Here is a 19,175-nt window from a genome sequence, read left to right on the forward strand (position 1 = left end):
TTCTGGCGGTGTCCCGTTCGTGGTTATGGCATGCGGCGGTCCTGCCGCACCTGACACGACGGGACATCGAGGAGTTCGAACATGAAGTACATGATGCTGATCATGGCCAACACCGCCGACGACAGCGGCCAGGCCCCCGGCTGCACGCCCGAGGACTGGATGGCCTACGACAAGGAAGTGCGGGACGCCGGGATCTGGGTCTCCGGGGAGTCGCTGGCCGACCTGGTCACCGCCACGACCGTCAGGGTCGGCGCCGACGGTGAGCGCACCGTGACCGACGGGCCGTTCGCCGAGACCCGGGAGCTGCTGGGCGGCTTCTACGTCATCGACGTGCCCGACCTCGACGCCGCCCTCGACTGGGCGGCCCGCTGCCCGGGGGCGCGCGACGGCTCCGTGGTGGTCCGGCCGGTCGCCGACTTCGGGGTCTGACTCCCATGAGCGCGGGCACCGGCTCCCCGGCCGGACCTGGCGGGGGCGGGCTGGGGCCGGTGGCGTCGGTGGAGGCGGTGTTCCGGGAGGAGCGCGGCCGGCTGCTGGCGGCGCTCGCCCGGCGCTTCGGCGACCTCGACCTGGCCGAGGAGGTCACCTCCGAGGCCATCGAGGCGGCGCTGGAGCGCTGGCCCGTCGACGGCGTGCCGCCCAAGCCGGGCGCGTGGCTGATGACCACCGCCCGGCGGCGGGCCGTCGACCGGCTGCGGCGCGACCAGGCGTACGCGGCCCGGCTGGCCATCCTCCAGATCGAGGCCGAGCGGGCCGGGCCCGCCCCGGCCGCGGGGCTCGACGACGACCTGCCCGACGAGCGGCTGCAGCTCTTCTTCACCTGCTCGCACCCGGCGCTCGCCGCCGAGGACCGGACCGCGCTGACGCTGCGCTGCCTGGCCGGGCTGACCATGTCCGAGGTGGCGCGGGCCTTCCTGGTGCCGTCCCCGACGATGGCCAAGCGCATCACCCGGGCCAAGAAGAAGATCCGCGAGGCGCGCATCCCGTTCCGGGCGCCGGACGTGGACGAGCTGCCGCAGCGGTTGCCCGGCGTCCTCCAGGTGATCTACTCGATCTTCACCGAGGGCTACGCGGCCAGCGAGGGGCCGCTCCTGCAACGGCTCGACCTGGCCGAGGAGGCCATCCGGCTGGCCCGGATCCTGCGCCGGCTGCTGCCCGCCGAGCGGGAGGTCGCCGGGCTGCTCGCCCTGATGCTGCTGGTCCACGCCCGGCGTGACGCCCGCACCGGGCCCGGCGGGGAGCCGGTGCTGCTGGAGGAGCAGGACCGGGGGCGCTGGGAGCGGCCGATGATCGAGGAGGGGGCCGCCCTGGCGACGGTGGCGCTGACCGGCGGCCCGCCGGGGCCGTACGGGGTGCAGGCCGCCATCGCCGCCCTGCACGACGAGGCGGCCGACGTCGCCGCCACCGACTGGGCGCAGATCGTGGCGCTGTACGACGTGCTGCTCGCGCTCACGCCGTCGCCGGTGGTGGCGCTGAACCGGGCGGCCGCCGTGGCGATGCGCGACGGGCCCCGGGCCGGGCTGGCGCTGCTCGACGAGCTGGCCGGGGAGCCGCTGCTGCGCGGCCACCACCCCTACCCGGCGGCGCGGGCCGACCTGCTGCATCGGCTCGGCCGCCACGCCGAGGCCGCCGCTGCCTATCGCGAGGCGCTCGCCCTGGCGGGCACCGCCCCCGACCGCGCCCTCCTGCGCCGCAGACTGCGGGAGGTCGAGCACGCCGGCTCGTAGACAGGGAGGGGTCAGGCGGCGGGGCAGGTGGTGCCGGAGCCGGGCATCGTGCCCTTGAGCAGGTAGGAGTCGACCGCGCGGGTGATGCAGGTGCTGCCGCTCAGGTAGGCGCCGTGGCCTTCACCCTCGTAGGTGACCAGGACGCCGGTCTTGAGCTTCTCGGTGAGGGAGACCGCCCACTGGTACGGGGTGGCGGGGTCGCCCTTGCCGCCGATCACCATGATGGGCGCGGAGCCGGTGGCATCGATGCGCTTGGCGTCGTCGGTGCCCTCGACGGGCCAGTGGGCGCAGGCGGAGCTGGCGCCGTCGGCGGCCAGGATGGGGAAGATCTTGCTGACCTTCTCGTTGATGGCGGCGGTCTCGGCCTTGGTGGGCCGTTCGGCGCTGTCGACGCAGTTGATCGCCTGGAGGCTGGTCATCATGGTCGAGTAGGTGCCGTCGTCCTTGCGGCCGGTGTAGGAGTCGGCGAGCGTGAGCAGCATGGCGCCGTCGCCCTTGAGCGCCGCGGCGGCGCCCTGCTCCAGGATGGGCCAGGTGGCCTTGGCGTACAGCGGGGTGATGATCGAGAGCTGGGCGAGGCCGTAGGTGAGCTCGCGGTCGCCGACCTTGAGCGGCTTGGCCTTGAGGCCGTCCAGGAGCTTCTCGACGGTCTGCTGCACGGCGGCGGGGGTCTTGCCGAGGTCGCAGCCCTGGGCGACGCAGTCGTCGGCGAAGGCGTCGAAGGCGTCGGCGAAGCCGGTGGCCTGGATGACGGCCCGCTCCTCGAAGGTGACGGACGGGTCGTAGGCGCTGTCGAGGACGAAGCGGCCGACGTTGCCGGGGAACTTGGTGGCGTACACGGCGCCGAGGTGTGTCCCGTACGAGAGGCCGAAGTAGTTGAGCTTGTCGTCGCCGAGCGCGACGCGGAGGCGGTCGAGGTCCTGGGCGGCGTTGACGGTGCCGACGTGCGGCAGCACCTTGGCGGAGTCCTTCGCGCAGGCGGCGGCGAACTCCTTGGCGAGCTGGTCGGAGCCGTCGCCGGTCATCTGGAGGAGCTTGTCGATCTGGCCGCCGCACTTGACGCCGGAGCTGCGGTCGACGCCGCGGGGGTCGAAGCTGACCAGGTCGTAGGAGGAGCCGAGGCCGGCGAACGCCTGGCGGGCGAGGGCGAGCGTGTCGACGCCGGACCCGCCGGGGCCGCCGAAGTTGAAGACCAGGGAGCCGAGCTTGTCGCCGGTGGCCTTGACGCGGATCAGCGCCAGGTCGATCGTGTCGCCGCTGGGCTTGGTGTAGTCGAGCGGCACCGGGACCTTGCCGCATTCGACGGCGGGATCGGGGGCCATGGGCTTGCCGTCGGCGCCGGTCAGGTCGGTGCACGGGCTCCACGCGACGGTGCCGGTGTCGCGGCCGGCCTCCTTCTTGGCGGCCGGCTCGGTGCCGGTGCCGCAGGCGGTGGCGGCGGTGGCGCACAGGAGCAGGGCAATCATGGACTTCTTCATGGCATCCAGCATGGTACGGCCACTTTTGCCCAGGTAGTGCCGTGTAACAGCAGTTGCCGATGACATCCGGGACCTGCCGGATGTGACAGATGTCAGCGTTTGCGGACCATCCACATGCCGAGCAGGCCGAAGCCGACGCCGGTGGCGCAGGTCCAGATCCACCAGGTGTTCTCGGGGGCGGGGCGGAAGATCAGCAGAGCGACCAGGGCGAGCGCCCACAGGCCGGTGCCGGCGGCGATCGCCGCGGTGTCGTTGGTCTCGATCGGCTCGGGGTCGGGGTGCCACTGCTGCGTCACGGGATCCAGCCTAGCTTCCAATCGGGTCTCGATACGATTACCGGCATTTGTCACAAAACCCGTTGACTGTCACTCTTCGCGCGTGAGTGACACTCGTAACGCAATCGATCGATACTTCGCAATCACCGCACGTGGTTCGACCATGTCCCGGGAGATCCGTGGCGGCTTGGCCACGTTCTTCACCATGGCGTACATCGTCGTGCTGAACCCGATCATCATCGCCAACGGCACCGACGTCGAGGGCCAGGTCATCGGGGACGGCACGACGCCCAACACGGCGCTCGTCGCCGCGGGCACCGCGTTCGTGGCCGGCGTGCTGACCATCCTCATGGGCGTCATCGGCAAGGTGCCGTTCGCCATGGCCGCCGGGCTCGGGCTCAACGCCTTCGTCACCTTCAACATCGCCACCCAGATGACCTGGGAAGAGGCCATGGGCCTGGTGTTCCTCGAAGGGATCATCATCGGCCTCCTGGTGCTGACCGGGTTGCGGGTGGCGGTGTTCAAGGCCATCCCGGGCCAGCTCAAGACGGCCATCAGCGTGGGCATCGGCCTGTTCATCGCGCTGATCGGCTTCGTCGACGCGGGCTTCGTGCGCCGCGCCGCCGGGACGCCGCTGGAGATGGGCATCGCCGGCAGCCTGACGTCGTGGCCGATCTTCGTGTTCATCGTCGGGTTGCTGACCACGGCGGTGCTGGTGGCGCGGAAGGTGCGCGGCGCGATCCTGATCGGCATCGTGGGCACCACCGTGCTGGCCATCGTGGTCGAGCTGATCACCAAGTCCGGCGCGTTCGGCCCCGACAACCCCGGCGGCTGGCAGCTCAACGTGCCGTCCGTGCCCGAGCAGGTCTTCGGGCTGCACAACGTGTTCACGCTCTTCACCGAGTTCGACCCGTTCGGCGCGTTCAGCCGGGTCTCGGTGCTGCTGGTCGTCCTGCTGGTGTTCACGCTGCTCATCACGGACTTCTTCGACACGATGGGCACGATGGTCGGCGTCGGCCGCCAGGCTGGGCTGGTCCAGGAGGACGGCACGCTGCCGCGCACCCGCGAGATCCTGCTCGTCGACTCGCTCGGCGCGGTCGCGGGCGGCGCCGGCTCGGTGTCGTCCAACACCACCTACATCGAGTCGGCCGCGGGCGTTGGCGAGGGCGCGCGCACCGGCCTGGCCAGCGTCGTCACCGGCCTGCTGTTCCTGGTCGCGATCTTCTTTGCGCCGCTCGTCACGGTCATCCCGTACGAGGCCGCCGCGCCGGCCCTGGTCATCGTGGGCTTCCTGATGATGACCGCGATCCGCGAGATCGACTGGACCGAGTACGAGATCGCCATCCCGGCGTTCCTGACCATCGTCATCATGCCGTTCACGTACTCGATCTCCAACGGCATCGGCGCCGGCTTCATCAGCTACGTGCTGATCAAGGTCGTGCGGGGCAAGGCGAAGGAGCTGCACCCGCTGATGTGGGCGGTCGCCGGGCTGTTCGTGGTGTACTTCGCGCTCGGGCCGATCAAGGTTCTGCTCGGGCTCTGACGAAGGAAGGGGCCGCCATGCTCGGCGGGGCGGCCCCGGGGTATCAAGGAGTGAGACACGCACCGTTTGGGAGAAATATCTTGTCTTCCTGTATAGTTAGCAAAGGTAATGACTCGTGCTAACCAGACCCCAGCAGCCCAAGATCAACCTGCGCAGCGACGCAGGACTGGCTACGGCTTTGCGCGTCTCCCTCGCAAGGCTGAACAGGCGACTCCGACGACAGGGAGCGGCGCACCCGCTGACGCCCACGCAGTTCGCGACCCTCGCCGCCGTGGAACGGCATTCCGCGATAACCCCCGGCGAATTGGCCGAGCTCGAGAAGGTGCAACCGCCCTCGATGACGCGCGTGATCGCCGCGCTCGAGGAACGCGGCCTGCTGCACCGCACCCCGCATCCGACCGACCGGCGCCAGGTGACCGTGACCGTGACCGAGGCCGGCCAGATGCTGCTGAAGGAGGAACGCCGCCGCAAGGAGGCGTGGCTGACCAGGCAGTTGAAGGAGCTCACGCCCGAGGAGCGGTCGATTCTCAGGCAGGCGGCGCCGATCCTGGAGAAGCTCAGCAGGATATAGAGCCTGAACAACCCAAGACCGGGATGTTCCGGTCGCTCAAGATTCGCAATTACCGCATGTTCGCGGTCGGCGGCGCCGTGTCCAACGTGGGCGGCTGGCTGCAGCGCACCGCCCAGGACTGGCTGATCCTCGAACTGACCGGGGGCAGCGCGTCCGCGCTCGGCACCGCCACCGCCCTGCAGTTCCTGCCGATGCTGCTGTTCGGGATGTTCGGCGGCGTGCTCGCCGACCGCTACCCCAAGCGGCCCATCCTCATCACCGCCCAGTCCATGATGGCCGTGCTCGCCCTCGCGCTCGGCGTGCTCACGATGACGGGCACCGCGCAGGTGTGGCACGTGTACGTGATGGCGTTCGCGCTCGGCCTCATCGCCTGTGTCGAGGTGCCGGCGCGACAGGCGTTCGTCGTCGAGATGGTCGGCAGGCGCGACCTGCCCAACGCGATCGCGCTCAACAGCTCCAGCTTCAACCTGGCCCGCGTGCTCGGCCCGGCGCTGGCCGGCGTGCTCATCTACCTGCTCGGCGGGACCGGCCCGATCTTCCTGATCAACGCGCTCACGTTCGCCGCGGTCATCTCCAGCCTGGCCTTCATGCGCAAGTCGGAGCTGAACCTGGCCGACCCGGTGCCCCGGGCCAAGGGGCAGCTCCGCGAGGGGCTGAAGTACGTGATCCGGCGCGAGGAACTGCTGATGCCGATCCTGCTGATCGCGTTCGTGTCGATGTTCTCGCAGTCGTTCTCCATGTCGATAGCGCTCATGGCGCGCGAGGTGTTCGACGCGGGGGCGTCCTCGTTCGGGCTGGCGTCCAGCATGTTCGCCGTCGGGGCGCTCGGCGGGGCGCTGCTGGCCGCGCGCAGGGTCAGGTTGTCACGCAAGGTGCTGTTCGCCGGGGCGATCGGGTTCGGGCTGTTCCAGATCGCGACCGGGCTGGCCCCGGTCTACCCGGCCTACCTGGCGCTGCTGGTGCCCACCGGCATCGCGCTGATCACCATCAACACGGCGGCCAACGCCAGCGTCCAGCTCGCCACCTCGCCCGAGATGCGGGGCCGGGTGATGGGCATCTACATGCTGGTGTTCACCGGCGGCGCGCCGCTGGGGGCGCCGCTGATCGGGTGGCTGTCGGACCTGGCCGGGCCGCGGGCGGGCGTCATGCTGTCCGGCGCGCTCGTGCTGGTCGGCACCGGGCTGGCGGTGCTGGCGACGCGCCTGATCCGCAACCGGCTGGCCCGCCGCGCGACGGTCACCGCCTGACCGCGCGGGACGGGCGGCGGGGGCACAATCGGAGGGCATGAGACTGTTCGCGGCCGTGGTGCCGCCCGCCGAGGTGCTCGACGAGCTGGAGCGGGCGATCGCGCCGCACGTCGGGCAGGTGCCGGAGCTGCGCTGGCCCGACCGGGCCACGTGGCACGTCACGCTGGCGTTCTTCGGTGACGTGCCCGAGCGGGCGCTGCCCGACCTGCGCACCCGGCTGGCCCGCGCCGTCGCCCGCCATCCCGCCGCCCGCCTGGCCTTCACCGGCTTCGGGGCGTTCTCGTCGCTGCGCCGGGCCCGGGTCTTCTGGGCCGGCCTGTCCGGCGACCCGATGAACCGGCTGGCCGACTCGGTCAAGGCGGGCGCCCGCCGGGCCGGCGCCTCGCAGACCGACGAGAAGCGGTTCCACCCGCATCTCACGCTCGCCCGCGCCAAGGCCGAGACGGACCTCCGCCCGCTGGCCGAGTCGCTGTCCGGGTTCAGCGGCTCGCCCTGGCGGGCGGAGACCGTACGGCTCGTCAAGAGCGAGCTCGGCGCGCAGGTGAGGTACGAGTCACTCGACGAATGGGACCTGGCACCCGCGCCGCGCGGCTAGGCTCCAGGGCGTGGACCGTCCCCGTTCCTGGCTGCTGCCCGTCGTGCTGGGCCTTCTGATGCTGATCGTGATCGTCGGCGCACTGGTGACCTGACCTACCAGGCGTAGTCCTCGGGAGCCGTGCGGTGACCGGGGAAGATCTCGTCCAGGCGGGCCAGCGTCTGCTCGTCCAGCGTGATCTCCAGCGTGCGCATGGTGCCTTCGAGCTGCGCCAGCGTGCGCGGGCCGATGATCGGCGCGGTGACCGCGGGCTGCGCGAGCAGCCAGGCCAGCGCCACGTACGCCGGGTCCTCGCCCAGCTCGTCACAGAGCTTCTCGTACGCCACGATCTTGTCGCGGTGCTTGTCGAGCTCCTTGGCCATGTGCTCGCTCGCCGAGCGACCCTTGTCCAGCTTGCGCAGCACGCCGCCGAGCAGGCCGCCGCCCAGCGGGCTCCACGGGATCACGCCGATCCCGTAGTCGAGGCAGGCGGGCAGCACCTCCAGCTCGACCGCCCTGGTCAGCAGGTTGTAGTGGCTCTGCTCGCTGGTCAGGCCGAACGAGCCGCGCCGCGCCGCCGTCTCCTGCGCCTTGGCGATGTGCCAGCCGGCGAAGTTGGACGAGCCCACGTACAGGATCTTGCCCTGCTGGCGCAGGATCTCCATGGCCTCCCAGAACTCCTCGAACGGGGTGTTCCGGTCGATGTGGTGGGCCTGGTAGACGTCGATGTAGTCGGTCTGCATGCGCCGCAGCGAGGCGTCGCAGGCGCGGCGGATGTTCAGCGCCGACAGCCCCCGCTCGTTGGGCCAGTCGCCCATGTCGCCGTAGAGCTTGGTCGCGATGACCGTCTTCTCCCGGCGTCCGCCGCCCTGCGCGAACCACCGGCCGACGATCTGCTCGGTGATGCCCTCGCCCTTGACCCAGCCGTAGACGTTGGCCGTGTCGAAGAAGTTGATGCCCAGTTCGTGCGCCTTGTCCATGATCGCGAAGGAGTCGTCCTCCGAGGTCTCGGGCCCGAAGTTCATCGTGCCGAGGCAGAGCGGGCTGACCTTGAGGCCACTGCGACCGAGGTTCACGTAGTCCATGGATTCAACCCTAAATACCTGGAGTGGACTCCAGGCCATAGGGTGATCGCGTGAGTTCGGTGACCGGCCTGTTCAAGGCCGCCGCGCCGCTGTTCCTGTCCATGGTGACCGGGCTGGTGGGGACGCTCGTGGTCACCGCCGTGCTCGGCCGCCACGCGACCGTCACGCTGGCCGCCTTCGCCGTCATGACCGCCGTGCTCACCCCGGCCTCCACCGCCGTCGCGGGGGCGCTGCGCGGGCTGGCGCCGTTCGTCGCGCCGCACCGAGACGACCCCGACACCGTGCTGCCGATCCTGCGTGACGCCCGCTGGCTCAGCCTGCTCGTCGGGGCGGCCGGGGCGCTGGCCGTGCTCGGCGTCCCGGCGCTGGCGGGCGTGAGCGGGGTGCCCGGCGAGGTGGTGGCCGAGCTCGGCGCGCTGCCCTGGCTGCTGGCCCTCTACCTGCTGGTGTTCGCGGCCGGGGGCGGCGCCACGTCGGTGCTCGTCGCCATCGGGCGCAGCCGGCCGGTGCTCTGGGCGGGCCTCGCGGGCACGTCGGTGATGGTCGTCCTCGCCGTCACGCTGGTGCCCCGGCTCGGGCTCACCGGCGTCGGCGTCGCCTGGCTGCTGTCGGGCGTCGCCTCCGTCACCGTCGCCGACCTCTGCCTGCGCCGCGCGCTCGGCTGCCGCATCGGCAGGGGACGGCCGCGCCCGCGCGAGATCGCCAGGCTGGCCCGCGTGAGCGTCCCGCTGGCGGCCACGGTGCTGATCAAGTTCGGCGCGCTCGGTGTCGTCACGTTCGCCGCGAGCACCACCAGCACCCGCGACACCGCCGCGCACGCCGTGCTGACGACGCTCACCGGCTTCACCATGCTGGCCTCGCTGGCCGTGGCGCAGGCGTCGGTGCCGGACGTGGCCCGCGCCGCCACGCCCGCCGCCGCGCGCCGCGCCAACCGCACCGCCGCGCTGCTCGCCGTCGCCGGCACCACCCTGGCCGCGCTCGCGCTGCTGGCGCTCGGCGATCCGCTGCTCGGCCTGTTCAGCGACGACCCCGGCGTACGGGCGCGGGTGCTCGGGCTGATGCCGCTGATGCTCGTCTCCTCGATGGCCGACGCCGCCCAGGCCGTGCAGGGCTTCGGGCTGACCGCCCTCAAGCGGTCCGGGGCCAGCCTGATCTACTTCGCCGCCGGCTACGGGCTGCTCGCGCTGGCGGCGGTGCCGGTGGCCGCCACCTGGGGCGTCACCGGGCTGTGGGCCGCGATGGCCACCGGGAACGCGCTTCTCCTGGCGTTGCAGGGCGCGGGGTTCCACCGGCACAGCGCTCGCGTGGGCACCGCCCGGGCTGCGGCATGATGGCGACGTGGTCCTGATCCGAGCCTGCGCCGTGGCGGTGACGGCGCTCGCCGCCTGCGCGGCCCCCGCCGCCGCGTCCGACGTGTCCGCCGTCTCTCCCGTGCCGCGCGACGGGGAGAAGCTGTTCACGTTCAAGGACCCGCGGATCACCGAGTCCAGCGGGCTGGCCCTGTCGCCGACCCGCGACGACGTCTACTACACGCACAACGACAGCGCCGCCCAGCCCGAGTTCTACGCCGTCGGCCCCGACGGCCGCACCCGGGCCACCTTCCGCCTGCGCGGCGCCGAGGCGCGCGACTGGGAGGCCATGGCGGCCACCCGCGACCCCCAGACCGGGCGCGGCGTGCTCTGGTTCGCCGACATCGGCGACAACCTCGACGGCGCCTGGCCCGACGTCTCCATCTACAAGGTCGCCGAGCCGGCCACGCTGGCCGACGCCACCCTGCCCGCCACCCGCTACCGGTTCCGCTACGAGGGCGGCGGGCGCAACGCCGAGGGCATCATGGTCAACCCGGTGACCGGGCGGCTCTACGTCGTCTCCAAGGAGTTCAGCGGGTCCGTCTACGAGGCGCCGAAGAAGCTGCGCACCGGGCGGGTCAACGTCCTGCGCAAGGTCGCCGCCGCGCCCATCATGGCCACCGACGCCGCCTACGCCCCCGACGGCTCCTCGTACGTGATCCGCACCTACTTCTCGGCGACCGTCTACAAGCCCTCGGGCGAGGTGTTGACCCGGGTGTCGATGCCCGACCTGGAGCAGGCCGAGTCCATCGCCTACACGCGCGACGGCAAGGCGCTGCTGACCGGGTCGGAGGGCGAGAACAGCCCCGTTCACAAGGTGCCGATCCCGGCGGCCGGCGCGCCCTCGCCCACCGCCGAACCGCCGTCGCCCTCCGCCGGGCGGCCGGAGGCCGAGGGCACCCGGGCCGCGGCAGACGCCCCGGCGGCCTCTCCGGGGCTGACCGTGCGCGACGTGCTCATCTGGCTCGCGGCGGCGGCGGTCGCGATCGGCTTCATCACCTTCCTGGCCCGCCGCACCCGCTGACGCCGCCGCTCAGCGCGAGGTGTCGCGCATGGTGGCGGTGAACATGTCGCCCCGCAGCGCCCGCTCGACGGCCTCGACCGAACGCGAAAGCCGGACCAGCCGGGGCCCCTCCTCGCGGTAGGCGTCGAGCACGGCCTCGATGGCGTGGGGCGGCAGGTGGCCCTTGAGGTCGACGGCGGCGCCCCGATAGCCGGCGCGGGCCGCCTCGATGGCCGAGCGGACGTGGTGGACGGCCATGCGGGCCAGCGCGACCGGGTGGCGCCGGAGCACCTCGTAGGCGCGGTAGTCGGGCGGGACGGCGTCGAGCAGCCACGCCACGGCCGAGGTCTCCCAGTCGGGGACGCTGGGCGGCCGGACCTCCGCGGGCCAGTCGGGCGGGACGTACATGCCGCCATCGTACTCGTGTTCGATTGTCGAGCCGAGTAGCACCTACCGTTTCGGATACATTGCCCCCGAGAACGGACGAACGGCTGCCACGCAGGCACACTGGCCTCGTGACGGAGAAGATCGGAGTCGTGGGGGCCGGGATCGTCGGCCTGGCGGTGGCCCGCGAGCTCGCGGGCGCGCGGGGCGCCGAGGTGACCGTGCTGGAGAAGGAGGGCCGCGTCGGCGCCCACCAGACCGGCCACAACAGCGGCGTCGTGCACGCCGGCCTCTACTACCCGCCGGGCTCGCTCAAGGCCAGGCTGTGCCGCGAGGGCGTGGCCATGCTCAAGGACTACTGCGCCGAGCACGCGCTGCCCTACCGGGAGGTGGGCAAGCTCGTCGTGGCGAGCACCCGGGCGGAGCGGCCGAGGCTGGCGGCGCTGGCCGAGCGGGCCAGGGCCAACGGCGTGCCGGGGATCGCCGAGCTCGACGCGCTGGCGCTGCGTGAGGTCGAGCCGCACGCGGTGGGCGTGGGCGCGGTGCACTCGCCGCACACGGCGATCGCCGACTTCCCGGCCGTCGCGCGCCGGCTCGCGGTGGACGTGGCCGAGCTGGGCGGTTCGGTACGGCTCGGGCATCCGGTCAGGGGGATCAGGCAGGGCGCCTCGGGCGTGGAGGTGCTGGCCGGGAGGCGCAGGTTCGTCTTCGACCGGCTGGTGGTGTGCGCGGGGCTGGGCACCGACGCGGTGGCGCGGATGGCGGGGCAGCCGGGTGACGTGCGGATCGTGCCGTTCCGGGGCGAGTACTACGCGCTCGGGGAATCGGCCAGGGAGCTGGTGCGGGGGCTGATCTATCCGGTGCCCGACCCGCGGTATCCGTTCCTGGGGGTGCATCTGACCCGGCACATCGACGGGGAGGTGCTGGTGGGGCCGAACGCGGTGCTGGCCGGGGCGTACGAGGGCTACAGGTGGCGAAGTTTCCGTAATGTCGGGCAAATTCTGCGCTGGCCCGGCACCCTCCGCATGGCCCGCCACCACTGGCGCACCGGCGTCAAGGAGGTCTACGGCTCGCTCGCCAAGGCCGCCTTCGTCCGCGCCGCCCGCCGCTACGTGCCCGAGCTCACCTCCGCCGACCTGCACCGGACCGAGGGCGGCGTGCGCGCGCAGGCCGTCGCCCGCGACGGCAGCCTGGTCGACGACTTCGCCGTGGACGTGCACGGCGACGTGGTGCTCGTGCGCAACGCCCCGTCGCCCGCGGCCACGTCGAGCCTGGCCATCGCCCGGCACATCGCCGGAATTGTCCCAGCACCTGTCCGATGAGGGCATCCTTGAGGGGGACATCATCCCCTTCGAGGACGAAGAGGACACCGGCCCCTTCCAGGCCGACAGGTGCAGACAGGAGGACAGGTTGAGGTTCGCGGCTCGTCCGCCCCGGCAATCCGGAGCGTCCCCGCGCGGCTCCCGCACGTCAGGCCCGGTGGGCCGGCACCCGGCGGGCGGCCGATGATGGAAGCGCGCCTGCTGATCGTCGAGGACGACCCGAACATCCTCGAACTCCTCGCCGCCAGCCTGCGGTTCGCCGGATTCGACGTGTGCACCGCCAAGAGCGGCCACGACGCGGTCGCGGCGGTGCAGCGGCAGCGGCCCGACCTGGTCGTGCTCGACGTCATGCTGCCCGACCTGGACGGCTTCGAGATCGTCCGGCGCATGCGCGGCGGCGGCGTCCACACGCCCGTGGTGTTCCTCACGGCCAGGGACGAGACCGAGGACAAGATCCGCGGCCTGACCATCGGCGGCGACGACTACGTGACCAAGCCGTTCAGCCTGGAGGAGGTCGTCGCCCGCATCCACGCGGTGCTCCGCCGCACCAGCGGCGAGGCGCAGCCGCCGCCCCGGCTGACGTTCGCCGACATCGAGCTGGACGAGGAGAGCCACGAGGTGTGGCGCGGCGGCCACGCGGTCGCGCTGTCGCCCACCGAGTTCAAGCTGCTGCGCTACTTCATGACGAACGCCGGGCGGGTGCTGTCCAAGCCGCAGATCCTCGACCACGTGTGGGACTACGACTTCCGCGGCGAGGTCGGCATCGTCGAGTCGTACGTGTCGGTGCTGCGCCGCAAGATCGACAACCGCAGCCCCCGGCTGATCCACACCCTGCGCGGCGTCGGTTACGTCCTGCGCCTGCCCTCGGGCCCGTAGATGCCGCTCAGGATCAAGCTGATGGCCGTCATGCTGGCCCTGCTGGGGCTCGGCATGACGTTCATCGGGGTGGTCAGCGTGTCGGTCCTGCACGGCTACCTGCTCGACCGGGTCGACAGCCAGGTCAACCTCGTCTCCGTACGGGTGCACAAGCGGCTGGTCAACGACGCGCAGCGGCGCGCGGCGGGCAAGCAGAACACCGAGAAGCCGCTGCTCATCGAGTCCGACACGATCGTCCTGGTCAAGGACGCCGCCGGGGTGCTCACGCCCACGCAGAGCGAGCGCGACGTCGACGTCAAGCCCAAGCCGGTGCTCGACCCGTCACGCGGACGCGACATCTACACCGCCCCGGCCGCCGGCGGCGACGGCGAGTGGCGGGTGCGGCAGAGCACGACGCCGCAGGGCACGTTCGTCGTCGCCACCGACCTGGGCGAGGTCAACGAGATCACCCGGCGGCTCGTCCTCATCGAGCTGCTGGGCGGCGGCGGCATCGTCATCCTGCTCGCGATCGTCGGCGTGGCGACCGTGCGGCGCAGCATGCGGCCCCTGGCCGAGATCGAGCGCACCGCGGGCACCATCGCCGCCGGGGAGCTCGGCCGCCGGGTGCCCGACGGCGACCCCCGTACCGAGGTGGGCCGCCTGGCCGCCGCGCTCAACGGGATGCTGGCACAGCTCGAAAGCGCGTTCACCGCGCGGTCGGAGGGCGAGGCGGCGGCGCGCCGGTCGGAGGACCGGATGCGCCAGTTCGTCGCCGACGCCTCCCACGAGCTGCGCACCCCGCTGACCTCCATCCGGGGCTTCGCCGAGTACGCCCGCCAGAACCCCGGCGCCGACCCCGCCGAGCTGATGAAACGGGTCGAGCACGCGGCCGGGCGCATGAGCCTGCTCGTGGACGACCTGCTGCTGCTCGCCCAGGTGGACCAGTCGAGGCCGCTGAAGATGCGGCCCGTCGACATGCTGGCGCTGGCCGCCGACGCCGTCCAGGACGCCCGCATCCTGGCCCCCGACCGCGAGATCGGGCTGGACGTCGTGGGGGGCGCCGCGCTCATCGTCTCCGGTGACGAGGTACGGCTGCGCCAGGTCGTCGGCAACCTGATGTCCAACGCGCTCATCCACACCGACCCGGGCACGCCCATCACCATCCGGGTCGGGGCGGGCGACGGCACGGTCTTCCTGGAGGTGGCCGACCAGGGCCCCGGCCTCACCCCCGAACAGGTCGAGCGGGTCTTCGAACGCTTCTACCGGGCCGACTCGGCCAGGTCCAGACGCCGGTCCGGCGAGGACCGGGGCAGCGGCCTCGGCCTGGCCATCGTCCAGGCGCTGGCGCACGCCCACGGCGGCACCGTCGTCGTCCGCAGCACACCGGGCGAGGGATCGACCTTCCGCGTCGAACTCCCACTCGCCTTGGAGTGAGCATTCAGCATTCCCTCAGGTCGCTGGGTCACCCTGGAAGGGTGAGCAAGAGCGAAGCGCTGATCATGGTGGTGGACGACGAGCCCAGCATCAGGGACCTGCTCTCGGCCAGCCTGCGTTTCTCCGGGTTCGAGGTGCTCACCGCCGCCGACGGCAACGAGGCCGTCGAGGTGGCCCAGCGGGCCGCGCCCGACCTGGTGGTGCTCGACGTCATGCTGCCCGACCTGGACGGGTTCGAGGTGGCCAGGCGGATCGACGCGCCCGTGCTCTTCCTCACCGCCCGCGACGCCACCGAGGACAAGATCGCCGGGCTGCGCGTCGGCGACGACTACGTCACCAAGCCGTTCAGCCTGGAGGAGGTCCAGGCCCGCATCCGCGCCGTGCTGCGCCGCACCCGGGGCGAGGGCGCGCCCGCCACCCGCCTGAAGGTGGCCGACCTGGAGCTGGACGAGGACGCGCGCGAGGTGTGGCGCGGCGGCCGTCAGGTGCGGCTGTCGCCGACGGAGTTCAAGCTGCTGCACTATTTCATGGCCAACGCCGGGCGGGTGCTGTCCAAGGCGCAGATCCTCGACCACGTGTGGAACTACGACTTCGGCGGCGACGCCGGCGTGGTCGAATCGTACGTGTCCTACCTGCGGCGCAAGGTCGACGACGTGGAGCCGAGGCTCATTCACACGCTGCGCAGCGTCGGTTACGTGCTGAGAGAGCCACCCGCGGGCTAGCGTGGTCCGTATGGACCTGCTCGGCGCGCTGGAGGAGCTGCGGCAGCCGCTCGACCGGGAGCTGTTCCCGCTCGAGATCGGCGACGCCACCACCGATCGGCGCGCGCTTCGCGAGCTGACCGGGCAGCTCGACGACTACCTGCTGCCCCGGCTGCGGGCGATCGACGCGCCCCTGCTCGCCGTCGTCGGCGGCTCCACCGGCGCGGGCAAGTCCACGCTGGTCAACTCGCTGGTCGGCGTCGACGTGACCGAGCCCGGCGTGCTGCGGCCCACCACGCTCGTGCCGACGCTCGTGGTGAGCCCGGCCGACCGCGACTGGTTCATGGCGCAGAACGTGCTGCCCGGCCTGTCCCGCGCCACCGGCGTCGGGCCCGGCGCGCTGCGCGTGGTCACCGCCGACGCGCTGGGGGCCGGGCTGGCGCTGCTCGACGCGCCCGACATCGACTCCGTCGTGACCGCCAACCGCGAGCTGGCCGCGCAACTCCTGGCCGCCGCCGACCTGTGGCTGTTCGTCACCACCGCCGCCCGCTACGCCGACGAGGTGCCGTGGAGCTTCCTGCGCTCCGCCCGCGAACGCAGCACCGCCCTCGCCGTCGTGCTCGACCGCGTGCCGCCCGAGGCCGCCGGGCCCGTCGCCCGCGACCTCGAACGCCTCCTGGAGGAGAACGGCCTGGCCGGCAGCCGCCTGTTCACCGTCCCCGAGGCCGCGCTGCCCACCGAGAAGGCCCGGCTGCCCGCCGACGCCGTCGCGCCCATCGCCGGCTGGCTCGCCGGGCTCGCCGCCGACGCCGCCGAACGCTCCCGCGTCGTACGCCAGACGCTGTCCGGCGCGCTCGACAGCCTCGCCACCCGCGTGCCGTCGCTGGCCACCGCCGTCGAACGGCAGGAAGCCGGCTTCGACGCGCTGCGCTCCATCGTGACCGCCGCCTACGCGGGCGGGCTCGCCGACTTCGACGAGGGCATGCGCGACGGGTCGCTGCTGCGCGGCGAGGTGCTGGCCCGCTGGCAGGACTTCATCGGCACCGGCGACCTGATGCGCTCCCTGGAGAGCCGCGTCGGCTGGCTGCGCGACCGCATCGTCGGCTTCTTCACCGGGCGCGCCCCCGAGGTCGAGCTCCGCGACGCCCTGGAGAGCGGCGTCGAGACCCTGATCAAGGGCGTCGCCGACAGCGCCGCCGAACGCGCCCTCGACGGCTGGGCCGCCGCGCCCGGCGGGCCCGGCCTCCTCGAACGCGCCGGCCCCGTCGAGTCCGCCCGCCTCGGCCGCGCCTCCGCCGCACTCGGCGAACAGGCCGAGACCGCCGTTCGCGGCTGGCAGGAGTACGTCCTCGACCTCGTACGGGAGGAAGGCGCCGAACGGCGCACCACAGCACGGATGGCGTCGTTCGGGGTGAACGGCGCGGGGCTGCTGCTGATGCTGGCCGTGTTCGCCTCCACCGGCGGGCTGACCGGCATCGAGGTCGGCATCGCGGGCGGCACCAGCGTGCTGTCCCAGAAACTCCTCGAAGCGATCTTCGGCGACCAGGCCGTCCGCACCCTCACCGCCCGCGCCCGCGACGACCTGCGCGAACGCGTCCGCGAACTCCTCGACCACGAAGCCGATCGCTACCTGGCTCTGCTCGCCACCGTCGAACCCCCGCCCGGCACCGCCGCCGGCCTGCGCGACGCCGCCGCCACCGTCCGCCGCCACCGGGCCGAACTGCCGGGCGGTGACCAGGCGTGAAACTGCTGCGCCGCAAGGACCGGCCCACCCTGGAAACCCGGCTCGACGCCCTCCTCGAAGCCGCCTCGCTCGGCGAAGGACGGCTGGCCGACGACGCCGTCCAGGCCGCCCGCGAAGTCGCCGAACGAGCCGGGACCCGGCGGCGGCTCTCCGTCGCCCACACCGTGGCCGCGCTCGCCGGAGCCACCGGCAGCGGCAAGTCGTCCCTCTACAACGCGTTGGCCGGGGCCGAACTCGCCGGCGTCGGCGTCACCCGGCCCACCACCGCCACCGCCCAGGCCGCGCTCTGGGACGGCGAAGGGGCCGGGCCGCTGCTCGACTGGCTGGAGGTGCCGCACCGGCACTCCGCCTCCGCCTCCGCTTCCGGTGGCGGGCTCGGCGGGCTCGTCCTGCTCGACCTGCCCGACCACGACTCCATCCGGCTCACCCACCGGCTGGAGGTCGACCGGCTGGTCGAGCTCGTCGACCTGCTCGTGTGGGTGCTCGACCCGCAGAAGTACGCCGACGCCGCCGTGCACGAACGCTACCTGCGGCCGCTCGCCGGGCACCGGGACGTCATGGTCGTCGTGCTCAACCAGATCGACCGGCTGCCGCCCGAGGCCGTCGAGCGGTGCCTGCGCGACCTGCGCCGCCTCCTCGACGACGACGGGCTCACCGGCGTGCCCGTCCTCGGCGTCTCGGCCCGCACGGGGGCCGGGGTCGCCGACCTCCGCGCGCTGCTGGCCGACCGGGTGGCCCGCCGCAAGGCCTGGTCCGACCGGCTCGCCGCCGACGTCCGCGACGCCGCCACCCTCCTCACCACCGCCTCCACCCTCCCACCCCACCCCGAGAAGAGCGCCGCCCCGCCCGAACAGACCACCACCCCCGAGGCACCGCCTCCCAGCGCGGAGGGCGCGGGCGCTTCCCCGCAGGGGCGGGTCGCCGCGTCCGCAGGGGGGTCGTTCGGTGCGGAGGGGACGGGGGTTCTGGCGTTGGGGCGGGCGGCGCTCGCTCAGGGGGGACCACAGCAGGGGGAGACAACCGTGCCCGGGGAGCAGGGCGTCGGGGGGTTGGCGGGAGCGTTGACGGCGGCGTTGTCGAAGGCGGCCGGGGTGCCGCTGGTGGTGGCGGCCGTGGCGAAGGGGCACCGGCATCGGGCGGTCGTGGCGACCGGGTGGCCGGTGACGCGGTGGGTGCGCAGGTTCCGGCCGGACCCGCTGCGCAGGCTGCGGATCGGGGTGGCGGCCCCGTCCGGGCGCGGCCGAGGCGACCGTGCGGACAGCGCGGCGGCCCGTACGGGGCAGGGGGTCGAGCCGGTGAGCCGCACGTCGGTGCCGGCGGCGTCGGCGGTGCAGCGGGCGCAGGTGGAGACGGCGATCCGGGATGTCGGCGAGCAGGCCGCGCGGGGGCTGCCGGCGGCGTGGGCGGCGGCGGTGCGGCGGGCGGCCCGGTCGCGGTCGGCGGAGCTGGCCGACGCGGTGGACCGGGCGGTGGGGCGCACGTCGCTGGGCGTGACGCGGCGGCCGCGCTGGTGGCGGGCGGTGAACGTGCTGCAGTGGCTGGTGTTCGCGGGCATGGTGGCGGGCGCGGGCTGGCTGGCGGCGCTGTTCGGGATGGACTACCTGCGGTTGCCGGAGCCGCCGATGCCGACGGTGTGGGAGGTGCCGTGGCCGACGGCGCTGCTGGTGGGCGGGGCGCTGGCGGGCGTGCTGGTGGCGCTGCTGTCGAGGCTGGCCGCGTGGCTGGGCGGGCGCCGTCGTGCCCGTAAGGCCGCGCGGGCGTTGCGGGCCGCGATCGGCGAGGTGGGTCAGGCGTACGTGCTGGGGCCGGTGGAGGAGGAGCTGGCCCGTCACGCCCGCTTCACCGAGGCCGTGGAGAGGGCTCGCGCCGAGTAGGGGCGGCGT

The 19,175-nt window shown here is 72.9% G+C and carries 18 protein-coding genes; 14 read left to right on the top strand and 4 right to left on the bottom strand.

Translation table 11 applies throughout. From position 1 onward, the window contains the following. Positions 1–81 precede the first annotated feature (81 nt). Together KME80_RS16975 and KME80_RS16980 are read left to right on the top strand one after the other, a co-directional pair. Positions 82–429: a YciI family protein gene (locus tag KME80_RS16975; RefSeq protein ID WP_219506287.1), complete on the top strand. Its 348-nt coding sequence runs from the start codon at positions 82–84 to the stop codon at positions 427–429. A 5-nt stretch (positions 430–434) separates the two neighbouring features. Continuing rightward, positions 435–1,727 (top strand): RNA polymerase sigma factor, encoded by a 1,293-nt coding sequence (locus tag KME80_RS16980; protein WP_219506289.1) that lies wholly within the window; start codon positions 435–437, stop codon positions 1,725–1,727. Positions 1,728–1,738: 11 nt separating this feature from the next. On the opposite strand, the gene KME80_RS16985 is transcribed toward KME80_RS16980, so the two are convergent. After that, entirely contained in the window at positions 1,739–3,205 is a 1,467-nt protein-coding gene (locus tag KME80_RS16985; RefSeq protein WP_219506292.1) for an alpha/beta hydrolase, read from the bottom strand. A gap of 92 nt (positions 3,206–3,297) precedes the next feature. Next, complete coding sequence (locus tag KME80_RS16990) at positions 3,298–3,501, bottom strand: DUF2530 domain-containing protein (RefSeq protein ID WP_219506294.1); 204 nt, start codon at positions 3,499–3,501, stop codon at positions 3,298–3,300. A gap of 142 nt (positions 3,502–3,643) precedes the next feature. Between KME80_RS16990 and KME80_RS16995 the strand changes: the two genes are divergently transcribed. The 4 genes from KME80_RS16995 (at position 3,644) to thpR (ending at position 7,436) form a co-directional block, all read left to right on the top strand. Then, complete coding sequence (locus KME80_RS16995) at positions 3,644–5,023, top strand: NCS2 family permease (protein WP_219506295.1); 1,380 nt, start codon at positions 3,644–3,646, stop codon at positions 5,021–5,023. A 178-nt stretch (positions 5,024–5,201) separates the two neighbouring features. After that, positions 5,202–5,594, top strand: a complete 393-nt coding sequence (locus KME80_RS17000; RefSeq protein WP_246645097.1) for a MarR family winged helix-turn-helix transcriptional regulator — start codon at positions 5,202–5,204, stop codon at positions 5,592–5,594. 23 nt (positions 5,595–5,617) lie between these two features. Next, positions 5,618–6,841: an MFS transporter gene (locus KME80_RS17005; RefSeq protein ID WP_219506297.1), complete on the top strand. Its 1,224-nt coding sequence runs from the start codon at positions 5,618–5,620 to the stop codon at positions 6,839–6,841. Between the two features lie 37 nt (positions 6,842–6,878). Further along, entirely contained in the window at positions 6,879–7,436 is a 558-nt protein-coding gene (gene thpR / locus KME80_RS17010) for an RNA 2',3'-cyclic phosphodiesterase (protein ID WP_219506300.1), read from the top strand. Positions 7,437–7,531: 95 nt separating this feature from the next. Here thpR and KME80_RS17015 read toward each other — a convergent pair whose 3' ends face one another. Further along, positions 7,532–8,500 (bottom strand): aldo/keto reductase, encoded by a 969-nt coding sequence (locus KME80_RS17015; RefSeq protein ID WP_219506302.1) that lies wholly within the window; start codon positions 8,498–8,500, stop codon positions 7,532–7,534. A 50-nt stretch (positions 8,501–8,550) separates the two neighbouring features. Between KME80_RS17015 and KME80_RS17020 the strand changes: the two genes are divergently transcribed. Next, a complete protein-coding gene (locus KME80_RS17020) occupies positions 8,551–9,831 on the top strand; it encodes an MATE family efflux transporter (RefSeq protein ID WP_219506303.1) in 1,281 nt (426 codons plus the stop codon). A 7-nt stretch (positions 9,832–9,838) separates the two neighbouring features. After that, the gene (locus tag KME80_RS17025) at positions 9,839–10,873 is read left to right on the top strand and encodes a hypothetical protein (RefSeq protein WP_308125797.1); all 1,035 of its coding nucleotides are present in this window, start codon (positions 9,839–9,841) and stop codon (positions 10,871–10,873) included. A 9-nt stretch (positions 10,874–10,882) separates the two neighbouring features. Here KME80_RS17025 and KME80_RS17030 read toward each other — a convergent pair whose 3' ends face one another. Further along, positions 10,883–11,260: a hypothetical protein gene (locus tag KME80_RS17030; RefSeq protein ID WP_219506305.1), complete on the bottom strand. Its 378-nt coding sequence runs from the start codon at positions 11,258–11,260 to the stop codon at positions 10,883–10,885. A 107-nt stretch (positions 11,261–11,367) separates the two neighbouring features. On the opposite strand from KME80_RS17030, the gene lhgD reads away from it, so the two are divergent. The 6 genes from lhgD (at position 11,368) to KME80_RS17060 (ending at position 19,166) form a co-directional block, all read left to right on the top strand. Further along, positions 11,368–12,558, top strand: coding sequence for an L-2-hydroxyglutarate dehydrogenase (gene lhgD, locus KME80_RS17035; protein ID WP_308125798.1), 1,191 nt, complete (start codon positions 11,368–11,370; stop codon positions 12,556–12,558). 183 nt (positions 12,559–12,741) lie between these two features. Continuing rightward, entirely contained in the window at positions 12,742–13,434 is a 693-nt protein-coding gene (locus KME80_RS17040; protein WP_219506307.1) for a response regulator transcription factor, read from the top strand. Positions 13,435–13,455: 21 nt separating this feature from the next. Continuing rightward, complete coding sequence (locus KME80_RS17045) at positions 13,456–14,847, top strand: sensor histidine kinase (protein WP_246645088.1); 1,392 nt, start codon at positions 13,456–13,458, stop codon at positions 14,845–14,847. 65 nt (positions 14,848–14,912) lie between these two features. Next, complete coding sequence (locus tag KME80_RS17050) at positions 14,913–15,569, top strand: response regulator transcription factor (RefSeq protein ID WP_246645101.1); 657 nt, start codon at positions 14,913–14,915, stop codon at positions 15,567–15,569. 10 nt (positions 15,570–15,579) lie between these two features. Beyond that, a complete protein-coding gene (locus KME80_RS17055; protein ID WP_219506326.1) occupies positions 15,580–17,292 on the top strand; it encodes a GTPase family protein in 1,713 nt (570 codons plus the stop codon). Beyond that, complete coding sequence (locus KME80_RS17060) at positions 17,289–19,166, top strand: GTPase (RefSeq protein WP_219506328.1); 1,878 nt, start codon at positions 17,289–17,291, stop codon at positions 19,164–19,166. Before KME80_RS17055 ends, KME80_RS17060 begins: the two co-directional genes overlap by 4 nt. Positions 19,167–19,175 lie beyond the last annotated feature (9 nt).

It is taken from the genome of Nonomuraea ceibae, from assembly GCF_019396325.1.
GTDB classification, from domain to species: Bacteria; Actinomycetota; Actinomycetes; order Streptosporangiales; family Streptosporangiaceae; genus Nonomuraea; species Nonomuraea ceibae.